The sequence below is a fragment of the Streptomyces sp. NPDC059443 genome, from assembly GCF_042750105.1.
In the GTDB taxonomy this organism is placed as follows: domain Bacteria; phylum Actinomycetota; class Actinomycetes; order Streptomycetales; family Streptomycetaceae; genus Streptomyces.
On the sequence record NZ_JBHYVM010000001.1, the window covers coordinates 135,883 to 153,518 of the forward strand.

Here is a 17,636-nt window from a genome sequence, read left to right on the forward strand (position 1 = left end):
TCACGGCACGAGAGAACACAAGGGGTACGAAGACGATGAAGGCCTTCCGGCTGACCGAGCTCGAGGCCGAGCGGGCCGCGAATGAGGGTGCCTATCTGCAGTTCCTGCGCGAGCGGAACATGTCGGTGGGGCTCTACGCGCTGGACGCCGGTGCGAGCGACCCGCAGCAGCCGCACAACCAGGACGAGGTGTACTTCGTCGTGAGCGGCCGGGCCTCGATCACCGTCGGGGAGGAGACGACGACGGTGGCGAACGGAAGCGTGGTCTACGTGCCGGCAGGAGTGCCGCACAAGTTCCACCACATCACCGAGAACCTCAAGGTGATGGTGGTCTTCTCTCCGCCGGAAGGGTGATCGGACCCCGGGACTGAGGGTCGCGAGCCCGATCCCCCTAGGGGGCGGATCAGGGGACTCCGAGGGCTCGCGGGCCCCCGCCGGGAGCCGTGGCCTCCTAGCATCGAGAGCAGGAAGTCACGGACAAGAAAGAGGTTGGGGACATGGAAGGCATCCGAGGGATATTCGAGGGCATGCCCTGGTGGGTCAAGTGGGTCGCCGTTCCGCTGCTGGTGCTGTTCGTCTTCGGCGGTGTGATCACCACGGTGCTGGGCGCGCTGATCAGCTTCGTGTTCAAGGCGCTCCTCCTCGCGGCCCTCGTCGGAGGCCTGATCTTCATCGTCAAGAAGTTCACCGGCAGCGGGACGAAGTCCTCCTCCGGAGACTGGTAGAACTTGGGCAACCCGGGCGGCAGCGGGATTAACCCAGGTGAGGGAACGTGAAGGGCTAAACCGCTCACAGCCCGGGAATCGGCGGATAGAGTGGCAATCTGTGCCGTTCCCTGGGCACCGAAAGCCGGTACTGCCGCTCTGACCTGCGGTTCTTTCAACAGCCGCCGAGCACGACCCCCAGGAGTCACGGCACCCGCGGGGGCGGCCCCCGCAGGGCGGGCCCCCCACGGCTCGCCGCCACGCCTGGGGGTGAGCTTTTGTCTTCGGTTCACAACGCCGGTGTGCCGACTCTGATCGGTTCGGTGCAGAGGGCGCTGAGGCTGCTCGAGGCGGTGGGTTCCCATAGTGAGGGAGCCCCGGCGAAACAACTGGCGCGTGAGGCCGGGCTCCCGCTTCCCACCGCGTACCACTTGCTGCGCACCCTGACGCACGAGGGCTATCTGCGCCGGGAGAGCGGGGTCTTCGTCCTGGGTGATGCCGCCGGCCGACTGGCCGGTGGCGGGCTCCAGCAGAAACGTCGCAGCATGATCCTCGACTCCCTCGCGCACTTCCGCGACGCGGTCGGGGCCCCCGTCTACTTCGCGGTCTACCGCGAGGGTGAAATCGAGGTCGTGGGTGTATCGGACACCCCGGCCAACCCGGCCTGCGAGGAGTGGGCCGATTTCCGCGAGACCGGCCACGCGCACGCCATCGGGCAGTGCCTGCTCGCCCAGCTCGACGAGAAGACGCGCAAGGACTACTACGACCGGCACCCGGTCGAGGCCATCACCCCTTACACCGTGGCCGACTTGCGGGCCCTGGAGCAGCGGATCGGCTCCATGGAGCGGATGCAGCCGGTGACCGAGCGGCAGGAATACGCCCTGGGCACGGTGTGCGCGGCCATCCCCATCACCGCCGGAGACACCGCGGCGACCATGGCGATTTCTCTCCCTCTGCACCAGGAAAATCGATTGCTGTATGCGGTCGATCGGCTACGGAGTGAAGTAGGCGCGCTGTTGAGCACCCTCTCGTTCTCTATCAGTATCTGAAAACTCACTCCTTGTGATCTGCTAGCGCTTCCACCACTCTTGTCAAGAGGGCCTTGGGGGATCATTCCTGGCCACTTCCACTACAGCGGGGTAGGCAATGCGCGAGTCGGTACAAGCAGAGGTCATGATGAGTTTCCTCGTTTCCGAGGAGCTCTCGTTCCGGATCCCGGTGGAACTCCGGTACGAGGCTCGTGACCCCTACGCAGTCCGCCTGACCTTCCACCTTCCCGGAGACGCGCCCGTGACCTGGGCGTTCGGCCGGGAGCTGCTTCTCGACGGGATCAACAAGCCGTGCGGTGACGGGGATGTCCACATCGCCCCCACCGACCCGGAGGAACTGTCCGACGTCCACATCCGGCTCCAGGTGGGCGCGGACCGGGCTCTCTTCCGTGCGAGCGCGGCGCCGCTCGTCGCGTTCCTCGACCGCACCGACCGGATCGTCCCGCTCGGACAGGAGCGCAACCTCGGCGACTTCGAGGAGAACCTGGACGAGGCGCTCGACAAGATCCTGGCCGAGTCGCGGCAGAACGAGCAGAACGCCGGCTGACCGGCCGGCCGCAACGCGGGCTGGCCAGAGCCTGCCGACCGACCGGAACGCTGGCCACGTACCACCGCACGTAAGGACCAGGGCTCAGCGTGCCGACGCGCTGAGCACACCACCTTGCCGTTCACCCTGACCGGCCGCGCGCGACCTGACCAGCCGCGCCCGCCGGTTGCTTGTCCGTTTGCCCGTCAGCGCTTGCGGCGCCGGCCCCGGCCGCCGCGCAGCGGCCCCGATGCCGCCGGGGCAGCCGTGCCCGCAGGGGATTCCGCGCGGTCGGCGGAGACCACCAGTGCGGCCAGTGCGGTCGTCACGGGTACCGAGGCGACCAGTCCGATCGAGCCCACGAGGGTCCGTACGATCTCTTCCGCGACGAGCTCGCTGTTGGCCACCGAACCCATGCTGCTGTTCGCGATCGAGAACAGCAGGAGCAGCGGCAACGCGGCGCCCGCGTAGGCCAGTACGAGGGTGTTGACCACCGAGGCGATGTGGTCCCGCCCGATCCGGATACCTGCCCGGTACAGCTCGCGCGGGCCCATCGAGGAGTCTGCCTGGTGGAGTTCCCAGACGGCTGACGTCTGGGTGACCGTCACGTCGTCGAGTACGCCGAGCGATCCGATGATGACACCCGCAAGCAGCAAACCGCTCATGTCGATGTGCGGATAGAGCCCGTGGATCAGCCCGGTGTTGTCGTCGGTGTTGCCGCTCAGGAACGCCCAGCCGATGAACAGCGAGCCCAGCAGGCCGATCAGCACCAGCGACACGATGGTGCCGAGGACCGCGACCGAGGTACGGGCCGTCAGGCCGTGGCACATGTAGAGCGCGATCAGCATGATGGCGCTGGCCCCGACCACCGCCACGAGCAGGGGGTTCGAGCCCTGGAGGATCGCGGGGAGGATGAACAGGGTCAGTACGCCGAAGCTGACGACGAGGGCGATGAGCGCGTACACCCCGCGCATCCGCCCGACGACGACCACCGCGAGGGCGAAGATGCCCGCCAGCAGGGCCATCGGGAACTTGCGGTTCACGTCGACCACGGAGTACTGGAGGTCGCGGGGCGCGTCCGGCGCGTAGGCGACCACCACCTCCTGGCCGTTCGCCAACTGTCTTGGTGCGCCCGGCTGGACGATCTCGAAGAACTCGCGGCCCTTGTCCGGGCCGGTGCCGACCTGGACGGTCGCCTTCTTGCACTGGCCGCTCTGCTCGGCGACCGCCTCGCGGCCCGACGGGGTGGAGGTGTCACCGGTGGCCGGCACCTGTGCGGCGTTCACTGATTTGCAGTCGACCTGCTGGAGCGCGACGACCTTCCCCTGCTGGGTCTGGCGGTCGAAACCGACCCCGGAACGTTCGTGCGCGGGGGCGCCGCCCGGCCAGAGCACGACCATGCCGACCACGACGGCGGCGGCGAAGGGGATCAGCACGGCGGCGATCACCTTGCGCAGGTGCTTCGAGACGGGGGCCGCCGGACCGTGGCTGTGGGAGTGGCCGTGGGAATGCCCGGACGAGTGCCCGGGCGCGTGTCCCGGCGAGTGCTCGGGCTCCGCATGCGCGTGGCCGGCGTGGTCGGTGCGACCAGCGGGGTCAGTGGGCTCGATGGGGGGCTGCGGCGAGGACGTCACTGGCAGATCATCGCAACAGATGAGGGGGCCCACTGTTCAGCACGCCACACATGACGCTAGCGTGGGGGCTACTTTGCACAACGCGGGAGCTCGGAGCACCGGGCTGAGAGGGCGCTGATCACCGTTCGCATTCGAAGATGCGTACGGGAGGAGGCTGCGTCGACCGCCGAACCTGTTACCGGGTAATGCCGGCGTAGGGAGATTAGGTCTCATGACCATTCAGGACGCACGCACGCCTGCCGTCAGCCAGGACGCCGACGGCCAGACCGAGCGCCAGCCTGGCTGGCACAAGGGGTACGTGGCGGGCTCCCGCCCCGACATCCGGGTGCCGGTCCGCCAGGTCCACCTCACCAACGGCAAGGACGTGACGCTGTACGACACGTCCGGTCCGTACACCGACCCGCAGATCGAGACCGATGTCCGCCGGGGTCTGGCGCCCCTGCGCGAGAACTGGATCATCGGCCGCGGTGACACCGAGGAGTACGCGGGCCGTCCCGTGCGCCCCGAGGACGACGGCATCAAGCACACCTCGCCGCGCGGTGGTCTCAAGAACCTCGACGCGGTCTTCCCGGGCCGTCCGCGCACGCCCCGCCGGGGCCGTGGCGGCGCCGCCGTCACGCAGCTCGCGTACGCCCGCCGGGGCGAGATCACCCCGGAGATGGAGTACGTCGCGATCCGCGAGAACGTCTCCCCCGAGGTCGTCCGCGAGGAGATCGCCGCAGGTCGTGCGGTCATGCCGGTGAACGTGAACCACCCCGAGATCGAGCCGATGATCATCGGCAAGCGCTTCCTGGTGAAGGTCAACGCCAACATCGGAAACTCCGCGGTCACCTCCTCGATCGAGGAGGAGGTCGACAAGATGACCTGGGCGACCAAGTGGGGCGCCGACACGGTCATGGACCTCTCGACCGGCCGCAACATCCACACCACCCGCGAATGGGTGCTGCGCAACTCCCCCGTGCCGATCGGCACCGTGCCGCTGTACCAGGCGCTGGAGAAGGTCGACGGCCGTGCCGAGGACCTGACCTGGGAGATCTACAAGGACACGGTCATCGAGCAGGCCGAGCAGGGCGTCGACTACATGACGGTGCACGCCGGCGTGCTGCTGTCGTACGTCCCGCTGACCGCGCGCCGCAAGACCGGCATCGTCTCGCGTGGTGGCTCGATCATGGCCGCGTGGTGCCTGGCGCACCACAAGGAGAACTTCCTCTACACGAACTTCGAGGAGCTCTGCGAGATCCTCGCGACGTACGACGTCACGTACTCGCTGGGTGACGGCCTGCGCCCGGGTTCCATCGCGGACGCCAACGACGCGGCGCAGTTCGCGGAGCTGAAGACGCTGGGCGAGCTGAACACCATCGCCAAGCGGTACAACGTGCAGACGATGATCGAGGGCCCCGGGCACGTCCCGATGCACAAGATCAAGGAGAACATCGACCTCCAGCAGGAGATCTGCGAAGAGGCGCCGTTCTACACCCTCGGCCCGCTGACCACGGACGTAGCGCCCGCCTACGACCACATCACCTCGGGCATCGGCGCCGCGATGATCGCCTGGTGGGGCACCGCGATGCTCTGCTACGTCACGCCCAAGGAGCACCTGGGCCTGCCGAACCGCGACGACGTGAAGACCGGCGTCATCACGTACAAGATCGCCGCTCACGCGGCGGACCTGGCCAAGGGCCACCCGGGCGCCCAGGAGTGGGACGACGCCCTGTCGGACGCGCGGTTCGAGTTCCGCTGGGAGGACCAGTTCAACCTGGCCCTCGACCCGGACACGGCCCGTTCGTTCCACGACGAGACCCTCCCGGCCGAGCCGGCCAAGACCGCACACTTCTGTTCCATGTGCGGTCCGAAGTTCTGCTCGATGAAGATCTCCCAGGACATCCGCCGTGAGCACGGGGGCGATCTGAAGGCCGAGGAGATCGAGGCGGGCATGGCGGAGAAGTCCGCTGAGTTCGCGGCTGCGGGCAACCGCGTGTACCTGCCGCTGGCCGACTGAAGCACGGCTGACTGAAGCACGGCGGACCGTCACCGAACGGGGGCGGCCCCGCGACCCATGGGGGGAGTCGCGGGGCCGCCCCCGGCCGTGCGTCAGCCCAGTGCGCTGAGGTAGCGCCCTGGCGCGTCGGGGGCGACGACGTTCCGCGTGCCCAGAACGCTCAGGCAGCGGTAGGCGAGGTCGGTGGAGCCGTAGACGTGGTGGGCGACCATGGCCAGCTGCTTGAGCTGCTCGTCGGTCATGGATTCGGGATGCCCGAAGTCGCGGACGTACACGACGTCGGCTTCGAGGAGCTGGTGCTGGGCCTGGCGGAAGTCACCGCCGAAGACCACGGGGGCGATCGGCCAGCGCTTGACCGCCGTGAAGGCGTGCGGGATGAAGCCCTGACGACGGAGCTCCCGGTCCACGTCCCCGAACACGGGCTGGTCCTCGTAGAGCGGAACGAAAGAGACCTCGGTGTGGATCGCCACGGCTTCGGCCAGCTTCTGCCGGGCGCTCTGGAACACCATCAGCTCGGCACCCTGGATGTCGATCTTCAGGAGATCGAAGGCGCCGACCTCCGCCACGTCGTCCAGCCGTCGGGTGTCGACGGGGATCTCCTCGCGGATCCTGCCCCACTCGGTGAAACCGTTGAAGAGCCCGAGCCGGTTCGGGTCGGGCTTGTAGAGGCTGGTCATCCCGGAGGCTTCGGCGACGTGGAGGGTGTGGGTGGCGCCGTCGCCGATGGCGTCGGGCAGGTAGGTCTCGTACGGGCCCTTGCGGCGCCGGAGCTCGTCGAGGGCGTCGGGCTGGGGCTCGAACCCGGTCACCCGGCACAGGCCGGACCGCAGCATGTCCTGGTACGGCGGGTCCCCGTCGATCGGGTTGGCGCCGATGTCGACGACGTGGGTCTGGCGAACCGGCTCCACGAGCGCGAGCACGGGTGATGCGGTGGTGGTCGGGGCGGTGGTGGTTGATGTGGTGACCGTCATGACGCTCTCATCCTCACGATCAGGCGACGACTCGGTATGCCGCGCCCAGCTTGTTCCGGGCGAAATCGAGGTTTCCGGAGACCCGTTCGCGCTGCCCGTCGGGCAGCTTGCCCTCGCTCAGGAGTTGCTCGCAGCACTCCAGTGACTGCTGGTACTCCCCGACCCAGTAAGCGGCGATGGCGAGTTCGTCGAGCGCGCGCCACTCGTGCCACGAGAACTCGACGAAGAGGATGTCCTCCGGGTAAGGGATGCGCACCGCCTCCCGGGCGAACATGTAGGCGAGGGGCCAGCGGCTTTCGAGGCGGCAGAGGCGGGCGAGGTCGCCGATCGCCTCGGCGCGTGAGGGCCGGCTCTCGTGTGCGCGGAGGTAGCGGTCCATCACCTCGGCCGACGGCCTCTTGAGGGTGTCCGCAAGCCGTGCGGCGTAGAGCTGGGAGCAGTAGATCTCCTCGGCCCAGCCGCCCATGGCCGCCCGGTGGTCGTAGGCGGCGAGGGACTTCTCCGGTTCTTCCGCGTCGCGCCAGCTCTGAGCGAGGTAGAACGCGTACCGCGTGTTGTCGGGTTCCTTCGCGAGGCCTTCGGTCAGGACTTCCGCGTCGCGCAGGTACTTCGCCCGCTGGCCGACTTCCCGGAGGCGGCCCCCGCCGCCGACGGAGAGGATGTTGAAGCCCTCGATCACGCCGCGGCTGTGCTCGGTGTCGCATTCGATGTACTCGTGGAGTACGCCCACGTACCGCCAGGGCAGTCGGGTGGAGACCAGCGCCGGCCGCCAGTGGATGATCGGGCCGTCGTGCAGCGCGACCTGGTACGCGTCGAGCGTCAGATCCGGCATGCGGAACCCGGGCTGTACCTGCATCTCGTCGTCGCCGTCGATGAACAGCAGATAGTCGGCGCTGGAGCGCGCGAGTTCGATCGCCTCCGTGCGGCTGCCGTCGAAACCCTTCCACGGCCGGTCGTACAGAGCGCCGGGCAGGTCACTGAAGCAGTCCCGGATGACGTCCTGGGTGCCGTCTGTAGATCCCGTGTCCACGATCACCCAGGTGTCGATCAGGGGGCGCACCGACTCCAGGCACTTCCGGATGGTCGGCGCCTCGTTCTTGACGATCATGTTCAGGCAGATGGTCGGCCTCACCGCAACACCCTCTCGTCGGACGGATCGCGGGCGACGTTAGGGAGTGCGGCCGCCCATGGGCTGGCGGCACGCCGGTGACGCCACCGCAGGGGAGTCGTCGACGCGTCCGTTAGTGGCGGTCTGATAGCCCGAGCGGGCCCATGGGCATGGGATGCCGAATTGCGGGCGATCCGATGTTTCACGTGAAACATGGACGGTGTCTCACGTGAAACCGGTGCGCGGACCCGAGTGGCGGCGCGGCGGACCGCCAAGTGGCCCTGCGCACTGCGCCGTTCCGCTGACAGACGGGCGCGCCGGTGCGCTTCGCGAGGGCTGGGTCTTCAGGATGACCCCGCGAAGACCGGTCATATTTCCGGACTTCGCAGATCCGATCGATCCGGTGTGTGCGAGGAGCGGTAGATGAGTTCTGAGAACAAGACCCGTACCTACCTGGGGCCGCTGCCCCGTCGGGCCGGCTGGTTGAGGGGAGGCACGCTCGCCTCGGTGGCGCTGGTGCTCGCGGGCATGGCGTCCCCGGCGGTCGCGCTGGCCGCGGCGCCGGGGAACCCGGACCACTGCCGGTCCGAGCACCACAGACCGGACGCCCGGAGCCACGGGACGGCAAACGGGGTCGTAAAGCCGTCCCACGGCAACGACGACGAGTGCAAGGTGGGCCCGACGGGCCCGCGGGGCCCGCGCGGACCCAAGGGCGACACAGGCCCGACTGGTCCCACCGGGCCGCGTGGAGCTACGGGCGCTACCGGCGCTACGGGTGCTACGGGTGCGACCGGCGCTACGGGTCACACCGGCGCTACGGGTGCGACCGGTGCCACGGGTGCGACTGGTGCTACGGGTCACACCGGAGCCACGGGCGCGACCGGTGCCACAGGCGCTACGGGTGGGACCGGCGCGACGGGCGCGACGGGCGCGACGGGTGCCACAGGCGCCACAGGCGCTACGGGTGGGACCGGCGCTACGGGCGCCACAGGCGCTACGGGCGCAACCGGTGCTACCGGTGCCACGGGCCCGACCGGTCCCGCCGGGCCGTGCAGCGACGTCGACGCCTACAACCCCAACGGTGACAGCGAGGTCAAGGCCGTCCTCACCGGCGGCAAGGCCTACGCCGGCATCCGCACCGTCCGGCCCACCATCTCCCCGTACCTCTGGTACGACCTGACCAACGGCGGCACGCCGACCGGCACGTTCCCGGCCAACGCCTGTGCCATCTCGATCGGTGCGCAGGACAACCTCGTGACCATCGAGGTCCTGACCACGACCAACCTGCTGTTCGAGACCACGTGCAACCCGGGCGTGACCATGGGTGTCCGGGTCCTGGCCTGCACCAAGACGTGGCAGCAGGTCAACTCCCTCAGCACCGCCACTCTCCGCGGCAAGTTCGCCCATGCCCAGTCCCTCGACCCGCGTCAGCCCAGGAACATCAAGTAACCGCAAGGAACGGCATCACTCCGGCTCGGTCTCCGGGCCGCCGAAGTCCGGGCTGGTGAAGTCCGGAGACGTGTAACCGGGTCGGGGCCCCTGTGCGGGGGCTCCCGGGCTGGTGAAGTCGGGCCGGGTGTATCCCAGGTTGGGGATGCGCCCGGCCCCCGGCTTTCGGGCGGTCGGAAGCCCGGCACCCGCGCTGGGATCGGCCAGGGCGTCCCGTAGGAACGGCATGATGCCGCGCTCCAGCAGGGCGTTGCGCCAGGCCTCCCGGGCCCGTGACACCTCGTCGGGTATCGCCTCGGTCTCGTCCGCCGCCACCTCGGTGGAACTGTTGCGGACGGCCGTCACCAGCAGCCCGATCACGGCGAAGAGCAGCGCGGCGACCGTGAGCCCGCCGAAGAGCCAACCCGCCGTCAGCATGGTTTCTGCGAAGGCCGGTTCGGGTTCGATGGTCTTCAGGATATAGCCCACCATCAGGAAGATCAGCATGGCGGTCCCGGCCAGGACCGGGGCGAGGACCGCGACCACGGCGCCTGCTCCCGCGCCGCCGCCGGCGCCCTGTCCGCCGTTCTCCTGGGCCGTAGTGCCGGGAGTGGACAGGATCTCGTCCTGCCGCTCCTTGCGGACCTTCACGTAGTGGTCGTACTCGGCTGCCGCCGCGGCCGTCAGCAGTGCACTGGCTCCCATGGCCATGGTGCGCAGCTGTTCGGCGTTCAGCCGTTCGCCGAGAGTGGCGAGCTCGGGCCGGTCGTTCGCGGTGCGCAGCGCCTCGTCGAGGAGCCGATCGAACTCAGGTCGGTCTTCGGTGAGCAGGTGCGGAGCGCTGGTCATGTGCATCCCCCGATGCTCCGTAGAGGCCGGTATGCCCGCGTAGACCCGGGCACCGGCACAAACGGAGGAGAGCCTGCTGCGGATAGAGCGATGGTAGAGCGCCCATGCCGTGCGTTGACAGGGGCTTTCCGGAAATACCCAGCTCCGGGAAGCCTCAGTCGTTCAGCGGGAGTTGTACGACGAGCAGCTTGCCCGCCATCGTCACGCCGCCGTCCATCGCGATGGCCAGCCCGTCCGCGTACACGTGGGGACCGACCACGGCCTCGGGGCCGCGCGGCTCTTCGCCGTCCTCGGTGCCCACCTCGCCCAGCAGGTACGGGATGGGGCTGTGGCCGTGCACGACGCGACTGCCGCCGTAGGCGCCGAGGAGCTCGCGGACGGCCTGCGGGCCCGTGCCCTCGTCGCGGAAGGCGAAGCGCTTGGTGAACTTGCGGAACAGGTCCCAGGTGATGTCCGCGTCGTTGCGGTTGAGCAGCTCGTGGATGGTGTCGTTGACGTCTTCGACGGAGTCGCCGTAGTCGCGGTAGGCGGTGGTGTCGGAGTGCAGGAGCAGGTGGTCTTCCACCAGGACGGCCGCGTCCAGCCGGGACATCCACTGGAGGTGGACGTCTTGCAGGCGCTCCATGTCGGTGCGCTGGCCGCCGTTGAGGAGCCAGGCGGCCTGGAAGGTGGCGGTGCCGGCGCCGGAGACGATGGGGGTGTCGCCGAACCGCTTGGCGCCGATGAGCAGGAGCTCGTGGTTGCCCATGAGGGCCTTGCAGTAGCCGCCGGCGGCGGCGGCCTCGGCGGAGAGGCGCATGACGAGGTCGATGACCCCGATGCCGTCGGGTCCGCGGTCGGTGAAGTCACCGAGGAACCAGAGCCGGGCGTTTCCGGCGGACCAGTTGTGGTCGGCGTCGATGAGGCCCTGGACCTGGAGCTCGGAGACGAGCTCGGCGAGGTAGCCGTGGACGTCGCCGACCACGTAGAGCGGGCCGGGACCGTCGGCCGCGAGGTCCTGGGGGACGTACTGGACCTGGACGGTGTCGCCGGGACCGCCGGGGGCGCCGCGGCCGATGACCGGGAGGTCGCGCTGCGTCGGGGTGTAGTCCTCGAAGTCGCCGTCCTCGGAGCCGTCTTCCGGGGCGTCGCCGCCCTCGGGGGCGTGGCTCGCGGCGTACGGGGTTTCGTACGGGGCTTCGTGCCCGTAGCCGTGCTGCGCGGGTACGGGTACGGGCGCCGGTGCCGGGCTCTCGTCGTAGTACGCGGGGTACTCCCCGTACACGGGGGCGTCTCCGGGCAGCCCGGCGGGCACGGTGACCCCGGCGGGCACGGCATGGGGGGCGGGTTCGGCCACAGGCACCCGGAAGTCCCGCAGCGTGTCCGTCCGCACCGCGGGTCCCTGACCGGCCCCCTGCGTCATCGACCCCTCCACCACCGTCGCACTGCCGTACACCTGCGGACCCTCCCGCCTTCGGGGCGGAGGGTCCGTGATGTCGTGCGCCCATCATAGGAATGCAGCTCGCGCTCTGTGACGCACCAGGGGTGGTGAATCCTGGTCGGAGCTACTCGTTCCTACCGGTTTCTCCCGATATCGGTGCTGCCGAAAATCCTGAGCGGGGCCGACGGCTCCGCTCAGGACCGGCGTGGTCGGTCAGTCCTGTGCCGGAGAGCGGGGCGGGCTGACGGTCGTACGGGGCTGCCTGCGCTGGGAGGAAGTGCGGATGATCAGCTCGGTCGGGATGACCTGTTCGACGGGTCGCCCGGTGTCCACGCCCTCGATGGCGTCGATGAGCAGCTGTACGACGGCGGTGCCGATGCGGCGCGGTTTGAGGGACAGGGTCGTGATGGGCGGTTCGGTGTTGGCGTACACGGTGGATTCGCTGCAGCACACGAGCAGCAGGTCCTCGGGAACGCGCAGGCCGTAGCGCCGGGCGGCGGCGAGCAGATCGGTGCCGTTGGGGTCGAAGAGCCCGTACACGGCGTCGGGCCGGTCGGGGCGGGCGAGCAGCCGGTCGGCGGCGACGGCGCCGGCGCACGGGTCGTGGGCGGGGTAGGACTCGTAGACGGGGTCCTGGCCCACGCGCTCGCACCAGCGGAGGTACGCGGTCGTGGAGAGCCGGGTGTAGGTGTCGGTGGTGGTGCCGGTCAGCAGCCCGATGCGGCGGGCGCCGGCGGCTGCGAGGTGGTCCAGGAGGCCCAGTACGGCGGCCTCGTGGTCGTTGTCCACCCAGGCGGTGACGGGGAGTGAGCCTGCCGGGCGGCCGTCGGAGACCACGGGCAGTCCCTGGCGGACCAGTTCGGTGACGACGGGATCGTGGTCGGAGGGGTCGATGACGACGGTGCCGTCGAGGGCCACGTTGGACCAGACGTCGTGTCGGGAGGTGGCGGGGAGGATGACGAGGGCGTAGCCGCGGGCGAGCGCGGCCGAGGTGGCGGCCCTGGCCATCTCGGCGAAGTACGCGAATTCGGTGAAGGTGAAAGGTTCATCCCCGTATGTCGTCACGGTCAGACCGATGAGGCCCGACTTGCCGGTACGGAGGGTGCGGGCCGCCGCGGACGGGCGATAGCCCAGTCGGTCGGCGACCTCGCGAACGTGGCGGCGGGTGGCGTCCGGCAGCCGCCCCTTGCCATTGAGCGCGTCGGAGACGGTCGTGATCGAGACGCCCGCCGCAGCGGCCACGTCCCTGATGCCGGCCCGGCTTTGTCGGCCGGCGGCCCGCCGGGTGGTCTCGGTCCGGCTCACCTGGTGCTTCCCTGCTGCTGTCATGGCGAGCCGATAGTAGGGCTCGGGGGGCCGGGTGGTCCGGATGCATATGCACGCGTTGACAGGCACGATTCTGCACGGTTCGCCACCCCCAGTGACCTTGGAAACCAAGGCTTTTTGCTGCCACGGGGGCAAGGGGAGCTTGTCGTCGGGTCCGGGCATGCCAAAACGGTGCGGTCTCGGGTCGGTTTCAACTCACCTGTACGAGGGACGCGCGCCACGGCGCAGGCCACCGGCGCGCGCATATATGCGTGCGCTCTCCCGCATTCCTGGCGCCCGCCGTTCTCGGATGGGCGGAATCCTCATAAGGTGAGGAGTATTGAGTCGACGGCGACGTCGTACGGGATGGTCGAGGAGGACCTGCGGTGAGCGAGAAGAGCCCGAAGCTGCGCGCCGAGCTGGACGGCATCCCCACCTACAAGCCCGGGAAGCCCGCAGCGGCGGGCGGTCCCGTGGCGTTCAAACTGTCCTCGAACGAGAACCCGTACCCCCCGCTGCCTGGGGTGCTGGAGACCGCGGTCGCCGCGGCCGGACACTTCAACCGCTACCCCGACATGGCGTGCACGGGTCTGGTGAACGAGCTCGCCGACCGGTTCGGGGTTCCGGTGGAGCACATCGCCACGGGCACCGGCTCGGTCGGGGTCGCGCAGTCGCTGATCCAGTCCACGGCGGGGCCGGGCGACGAGGTCATCTATGCCTGGCGGTCCTTTGAGGCTTACCCGATCATCACCCAAATCTCGGGTGCGACCTCGGTCCAGGTCCCGCTGACCGACGGGGACGTCCACGACCTGGACGCGATGTTCGAGGCGATCACCGAACGGACCCGGTTGATCTTCGTCTGCAACCCCAACAACCCCACGGGCACCGCCGTGCGCCGGGCCGAGCTGGAGCGGTTCCTCGACCGGGTGCCCTCCGACATCCTCATCGTCCTCGACGAGGCGTACAAGGAGTTCGTCCGCGACGTGGAGGTGCCGGACGGCATCGAGCTCTACCGCAGCCGCCCGAACGTCGCCGTGCTGCGTACGTTCTCCAAGGCGTACGGGCTCGCGGGCCTGCGCGTCGGATTCGCGGTCGCACACGAGCCGGTGGCCGCGGCGCTGCGCAAGACGGCGGTGCCCTTCGGCGTCAGCCAGCTGGCCCAGGACGCGGCGGTCGCCTCGCTGCGCGCCGAGGACGAGCTGATGGGCCGTGTCGGGTCGCTGGTCGGCGAGCGGACGCGGGTCCACGGGACGCTGCTGGCCCAGGGCTGGACGGTGGTTCCCGAGACGCAGGCCAACTTCGTGTGGATGCGCCTCGGTGAGCGGACCGTCGATTTCGCGGCGGCCTGCGAGAAGGCCGGTGTGGTGGTCCGGCCCTTCGCGGGCGAGGGCCTGCGGGTCACGATCGGCGAGCCCGAGGCGAACGACATCTTCCTGCACACGGCAGAGGCGTTCTTCAAGGAGATGTAGCCACCCGCTTCAAGCGGGTGTGGTTACGCGAGTTCCACGCGGATGGAGTCGCCGTCGCGGACGGTGGCCAGCAGGCGGGGGTCGCCGTCGAACGAGCCGAGCACGTTGCACGGGCTCGCCAGGCGGCTCTCGCCCCCGCGGGAGATCGGCGTCGGACCGTAGGGCAGCGCGAGCGCGTCGCCCTCGGTCCAGAACGCGACCGTGCCGGGGTCGACGACCTGCTGGGCGTCGTGCTCCAGGGCCACGGAGACGCCGGTGTCGAAGTAGACCTCCTCGCCCCACGTGTTGGCTGTGGCGGAAATCGGGAGGGCTTCGGCGAGCGCCTTGGCGGTGGGGGTCTCGTCGAGGGTCGCGGTGAGGTGGCCGGCGGGCCAGAGGATCCGAATCTTCATGGGTCGCATTCAACAATCTGTTGAATGTATTCGCTAGGGGGGACCCCCCTGAAAGATGCCGACACCCGGTACGACATAATGCTTGTGAATGTGAACGCGTTCACAAGCGTGTCCTGCTTCCTCCCGGATTGAGTGGGATGCAAGGGGCAAACTGCGGCTGTGACCACGGCGAAACGAAGGAGACGACGACGTGGACCTAGCTTTGGCGCCAGAGACCCTGGCGCGATGGCAGTTCGGCATTACCACCGTCTATCACTTCCTCTTCGTTCCCTTGACGATCTCCCTGGCCGCGCTCGTCGCGATCTTGCAGACCGCCTGGGTGCGTTCGGAAAAGGAGAAGTACCTCAAGGCCACCAAGTTCTGGGGCAAGCTCTTCCTGATCAACATCGCGATGGGTGTCGTCACCGGCATCGTCCAGGAGTTCCAGTTCGGCATGAACTGGTCCGACTACTCGCGGTTCGTCGGTGACATCTTCGGAGCCCCGCTGGCCTTCGAGGCCCTCATCGCCTTCTTCTTCGAGTCGACCTTCATCGGCCTGTGGATCTTCGGCTGGGACAAGCTGCCCAAGAAGATCCACCTGGCCTGCATCTGGATGGTCTCGATCGGCACCATCCTGTCCGCGTACTTCATCCTCGCGGCGAACTCCTTCATGCAGCACCCCGTCGGGTACCGGATCAACGAGGAGCGGGGCCGGGCCGAACTCACCGACTTCTGGCACGTCCTCACCCAGAACACCGCGCTGACCCAGTTCTTCCACACCATGACGGCGGCCTTCCTTGTCGGCGGCGCGTTCATGGTCGGCATCGCCGCCTTCCACCTCGCCCGCAAGAAGCACATCCCCGTCATGCGGACCTCGCTGCGGCTCGGCCTGGTCGTCATGATCATCGCCGGGCTGGGCACGGCCATCAGCGGTGACCTGCTGGGCAAGGTGATGTTCAAGCAGCAGCCGATGAAGATGGCCGCCGCCGAGGCGCTCTGGGACGGTGAGGCGCCGGCGCCCTTCTCCGTCTTCGCGTACGGAGACGTGGAGAAGGGCCACAACACGGTCGCCATAGAGATCCCGGGTCTGCTGTCGTTCCTGGCCAACGACGACTTCAGCTCGTTCGTCCCGGGCATCAACGACGTGAACAAGTCCGAGCAGGAGAAGTTCGGACCCGGCGACTACCGGCCCAACATCCCGGTCGCCTACTGGGGCTTTCGCTGGATGATCGGTTTCGGCATGGCCTCCCTCGGAGTCGGGATCCTGGGACTCTGGCTGACCCGCAAGAAGTTCATGCTGCCGCCGGGGCTGCGCACCGGTGAGAACGAGGTCCCGCACCTGGTCCTCTTCAAGAAGGCGCTGAGCCCCAAGTTCACCCACCTGTACTGGGTGATCGCGCTCTGGACCATGGGCTTCCCGCTGATCGCCAACTCCTGGGGCTGGATCTTCACCGAGATGGGCCGCCAGCCCTGGGTGGTCTACGGAGTCCTGCGCACCCGTGACGCGGTCTCGCCGAACGTCTCCCAGGGCGAGGTGCTCACCTCGATGATCGGCTTCACGCTCCTCTACGCCGTGCTCGCGGTCATCGAGGTCAAGCTGCTCGTGAAGTACGTCAAGGCCGGCCCGCCCGAGCTCACCGAGGCCGACCTCAACCCGCCCACCAAGATCGGCGGGGACGACAAGAACCCCGACCGGCCGATGGCCTTCTCGTACTGAGGCTGGGGAGACCACACCATGCAACTACACGACGTCTGGTTCGTGCTCATCGCCGTCCTGTGGATCGGCTACTTCTTCCTGGAGGGCTTCGACTTCGGGGTCGGCGTACTGACCAAGCTGCTGGCCCGCGACCGCAAGGAGAAGCGGGTCCTGATCAACACGATCGGGCCCGTCTGGGACGGCAATGAGGTCTGGCTGCTCTCGGCGGGCGGTGCGACCTTCGCCGCCTTCCCCGAGTGGTACGCCACCCTCTTCTCGGGCTTCTACCTGCCGCTGCTGATCATCCTGATCTGCCTCATCATCCGGGGCGTCTCCTTCGAGTACCGCCACAAGCGTCCCGAGGACAAGTGGCAGACCAACTGGGAACACGCGATCTTCTGGACCTCGCTGATCCCCGCGTTCCTGTGGGGCGTGGCGTTCGCCAACATCGTGCGCGGTGTGAAGATCGACCAGCACAAGGAGTACGTCGGCACCTTCCTCGACCTGCTCAACGTCTACTCGATCCTCGGCGGCCTGGTCACCCTGACCCTCTTCACCTTCCACGGCGCGGTGTTCACCTCGCTCAAGACGGTCGGTGACATCCGGGACCGCTCGCGCAAGCTGGCCATGCGGCTCGGGGTGGTGACCGCCGTGCTGGCGCTCGCCTTCCTGATCTGGACCCAGGTCTCGCACGGCGACGGCTGGAGCCTCGTCGCGATGGCCGTCGCGGTCCTGTCCCTGGTCGGAGCCCTCGGTTTCAACCTCGCCGGCCGGGAGGGCTGGGCGTTCGCCCTGTCGGGGGTCACCATCGCGGCCGCCGTCACGATGCTGTTCCTGACGCTCTTCCCGAACGTCATGCCATCCTCGCTGAACGACGCCTGGAACCTCACGGTCACCAACGCTTCGTCCAGCCCGTACACCTTGAAGATCATGACCTGGTGCGCGGCGGTGGCGACCCCGGTCGTCCTGCTCTACCAGGCGTGGACGTACTGGGTGTTCCGCAAGCGCATCGGCACGCAGCACATCGCCGACGCGCACTGAGTTCCGGCCGGCCGGCCGGTCCCGTACGGACCGGCCGGGCCCCGTCCGGCCCCGTCTGACCCTGCCT

The 17,636-nt window shown here is 68.5% G+C and carries 16 protein-coding genes and 1 riboswitch; of the genes, 9 read left to right on the forward strand and 7 right to left on the reverse strand.

The features are described 5' to 3' along the window. Positions 1-35 precede the first annotated feature (35 nt). The 4 genes from ACFXDJ_RS00620 to ACFXDJ_RS00635 all read left to right on the forward strand — a co-directional run bounded on the left by ACFXDJ_RS00620 (position 36) and on the right by ACFXDJ_RS00635 (position 2,299). On the forward strand, positions 36-353 hold the full coding sequence (locus ACFXDJ_RS00620) for a cupin domain-containing protein (RefSeq protein WP_384654748.1): 318 nt from the start codon (positions 36-38) through the stop codon (positions 351-353). A gap of 152 nt (positions 354-505) precedes the next feature. Further along, positions 506-724, forward strand: coding sequence for a DUF5326 family protein (locus tag ACFXDJ_RS00625; protein WP_384654751.1), 219 nt, complete (start codon positions 506-508; stop codon positions 722-724). Positions 725-1,014: 290 nt separating this feature from the next. Further along, positions 1,015-1,752 (forward strand): IclR family transcriptional regulator, encoded by a 738-nt coding sequence (locus tag ACFXDJ_RS00630; protein WP_384654753.1) that lies wholly within the window; start codon positions 1,015-1,017, stop codon positions 1,750-1,752. A 97-nt stretch (positions 1,753-1,849) separates the two neighbouring features. Next, positions 1,850-2,299, forward strand: coding sequence for an SsgA family sporulation/cell division regulator (locus ACFXDJ_RS00635; RefSeq protein WP_330297406.1), 450 nt, complete (start codon positions 1,850-1,852; stop codon positions 2,297-2,299). Between the two features lie 185 nt (positions 2,300-2,484). Here ACFXDJ_RS00635 and ACFXDJ_RS00640 read toward each other — a convergent pair whose 3' ends face one another. After that, on the reverse strand, positions 2,485-3,912 hold the full coding sequence (locus ACFXDJ_RS00640) for a YibE/F family protein (protein WP_384654738.1): 1,428 nt from the start codon (positions 3,910-3,912) through the stop codon (positions 2,485-2,487). 72 nt (positions 3,913-3,984) lie between these two features. Next, a riboswitch (TPP riboswitch) is annotated at positions 3,985-4,129 on the forward strand. On the opposite strand from ACFXDJ_RS00640, the gene thiC reads away from it, so the two are divergent. Then, positions 4,124-5,911: a phosphomethylpyrimidine synthase ThiC gene (gene thiC / locus ACFXDJ_RS00645; RefSeq protein ID WP_384654740.1), complete on the forward strand. Its 1,788-nt coding sequence runs from the start codon at positions 4,124-4,126 to the stop codon at positions 5,909-5,911. Its footprint overlaps the riboswitch before it by 6 nt. 92 nt (positions 5,912-6,003) lie before the next feature. On the opposite strand, the gene ACFXDJ_RS00650 is transcribed toward thiC, so the two are convergent. Both ACFXDJ_RS00650 and ACFXDJ_RS00655 read right to left on the reverse strand, forming a co-directional pair. Then, complete coding sequence (locus ACFXDJ_RS00650) at positions 6,004-6,882, reverse strand: FkbM family methyltransferase (RefSeq protein WP_384651100.1); 879 nt, start codon at positions 6,880-6,882, stop codon at positions 6,004-6,006. A 19-nt stretch (positions 6,883-6,901) separates the two neighbouring features. Further along, positions 6,902-8,014 carry a glycosyltransferase gene (locus ACFXDJ_RS00655; protein ID WP_384651098.1) on the reverse strand — a complete coding sequence of 371 codons (1,113 nt, stop codon included), beginning with the start codon at positions 8,012-8,014 and terminating at the stop codon, positions 6,902-6,904. Positions 8,015-8,413: 399 nt separating this feature from the next. Here ACFXDJ_RS00655 and ACFXDJ_RS00660 point away from each other — a divergent pair, with 399 nt between their 5' ends. Continuing rightward, positions 8,414-9,439 carry a hypothetical protein gene (locus tag ACFXDJ_RS00660; RefSeq protein ID WP_384651096.1) on the forward strand — a complete coding sequence of 342 codons (1,026 nt, stop codon included), beginning with the start codon at positions 8,414-8,416 and terminating at the stop codon, positions 9,437-9,439. Between the two features lie 15 nt (positions 9,440-9,454). Here ACFXDJ_RS00660 and ACFXDJ_RS00665 read toward each other — a convergent pair whose 3' ends face one another. The 3 genes from ACFXDJ_RS00665 to ACFXDJ_RS00675 form a co-directional block, all read right to left on the reverse strand. Then, positions 9,455-10,273 (reverse strand): hypothetical protein, encoded by an 819-nt coding sequence (locus ACFXDJ_RS00665; RefSeq protein ID WP_384651094.1) that lies wholly within the window; start codon positions 10,271-10,273, stop codon positions 9,455-9,457. Between the two features lie 148 nt (positions 10,274-10,421). Next, positions 10,422-11,684, reverse strand: coding sequence for a metallophosphoesterase (locus ACFXDJ_RS00670; RefSeq protein ID WP_384651102.1), 1,263 nt, complete (start codon positions 11,682-11,684; stop codon positions 10,422-10,424). 216 nt (positions 11,685-11,900) lie between these two features. Continuing rightward, a complete protein-coding gene (locus ACFXDJ_RS00675; protein ID WP_215021268.1) occupies positions 11,901-13,016 on the reverse strand; it encodes a LacI family DNA-binding transcriptional regulator in 1,116 nt (371 codons plus the stop codon). 362 nt (positions 13,017-13,378) lie between these two features. Here ACFXDJ_RS00675 and hisC point away from each other — a divergent pair, with 362 nt between their 5' ends. Then, the gene (gene hisC / locus ACFXDJ_RS00680; protein ID WP_384651092.1) at positions 13,379-14,461 is read left to right on the forward strand and encodes a histidinol-phosphate transaminase; all 1,083 of its coding nucleotides are present in this window, start codon (positions 13,379-13,381) and stop codon (positions 14,459-14,461) included. Between the two features lie 23 nt (positions 14,462-14,484). On the opposite strand, the gene ACFXDJ_RS00685 is transcribed toward hisC, so the two are convergent. Continuing rightward, on the reverse strand, positions 14,485-14,853 hold the full coding sequence (locus ACFXDJ_RS00685; protein ID WP_384651090.1) for a cyclophilin-like fold protein: 369 nt from the start codon (positions 14,851-14,853) through the stop codon (positions 14,485-14,487). A 190-nt stretch (positions 14,854-15,043) separates the two neighbouring features. On the opposite strand from ACFXDJ_RS00685, the gene ACFXDJ_RS00690 reads away from it, so the two are divergent. Then, the gene (locus tag ACFXDJ_RS00690) at positions 15,044-16,549 is read left to right on the forward strand and encodes a cytochrome ubiquinol oxidase subunit I (RefSeq protein ID WP_384651088.1); all 1,506 of its coding nucleotides are present in this window, start codon (positions 15,044-15,046) and stop codon (positions 16,547-16,549) included. Between the two features lie 18 nt (positions 16,550-16,567). Then, on the forward strand, positions 16,568-17,569 hold the full coding sequence (cydB, locus tag ACFXDJ_RS00695) for a cytochrome d ubiquinol oxidase subunit II (RefSeq protein WP_384651086.1): 1,002 nt from the start codon (positions 16,568-16,570) through the stop codon (positions 17,567-17,569). Positions 17,570-17,636 lie beyond the last annotated feature (67 nt).

Excerpts from the sequence above, each read along its gene's own strand:
- ACFXDJ_RS00620 (WP_384654748.1), top strand. The coding sequence starts at position 36 with ATGAAGGCCTTCCGGCTGACCGAGCTCGAGGCCGAGCGGGCCGCGAAT.
- ACFXDJ_RS00635 (WP_330297406.1), top strand. The coding sequence starts at position 1,850 with ATGCGCGAGTCGGTACAAGCAGAGGTCATGATGAGTTTCCTCGTTTCC.
- thiC (WP_384654740.1), top strand. The coding sequence starts at position 4,124 with ATGACCATTCAGGACGCACGCACGCCTGCCGTCAGCCAGGACGCCGAC.
- ACFXDJ_RS00650 (WP_384651100.1), bottom strand. The coding sequence starts at position 6,882 with ATGACGGTCACCACATCAACCACCACCGCCCCGACCACCACCGCATCA.
- ACFXDJ_RS00660 (WP_384651096.1), top strand. The coding sequence starts at position 8,414 with ATGAGTTCTGAGAACAAGACCCGTACCTACCTGGGGCCGCTGCCCCGT.
- ACFXDJ_RS00665 (WP_384651094.1), bottom strand. The coding sequence starts at position 10,273 with ATGCACATGACCAGCGCTCCGCACCTGCTCACCGAAGACCGACCTGAG.
- ACFXDJ_RS00675 (WP_215021268.1), bottom strand. The coding sequence starts at position 13,016 with ATGACAGCAGCAGGGAAGCACCAGGTGAGCCGGACCGAGACCACCCGG.
- ACFXDJ_RS00685 (WP_384651090.1), bottom strand. The coding sequence starts at position 14,853 with ATGAAGATTCGGATCCTCTGGCCCGCCGGCCACCTCACCGCGACCCTC.
- cydB (WP_384651086.1), top strand. The coding sequence starts at position 16,568 with ATGCAACTACACGACGTCTGGTTCGTGCTCATCGCCGTCCTGTGGATC.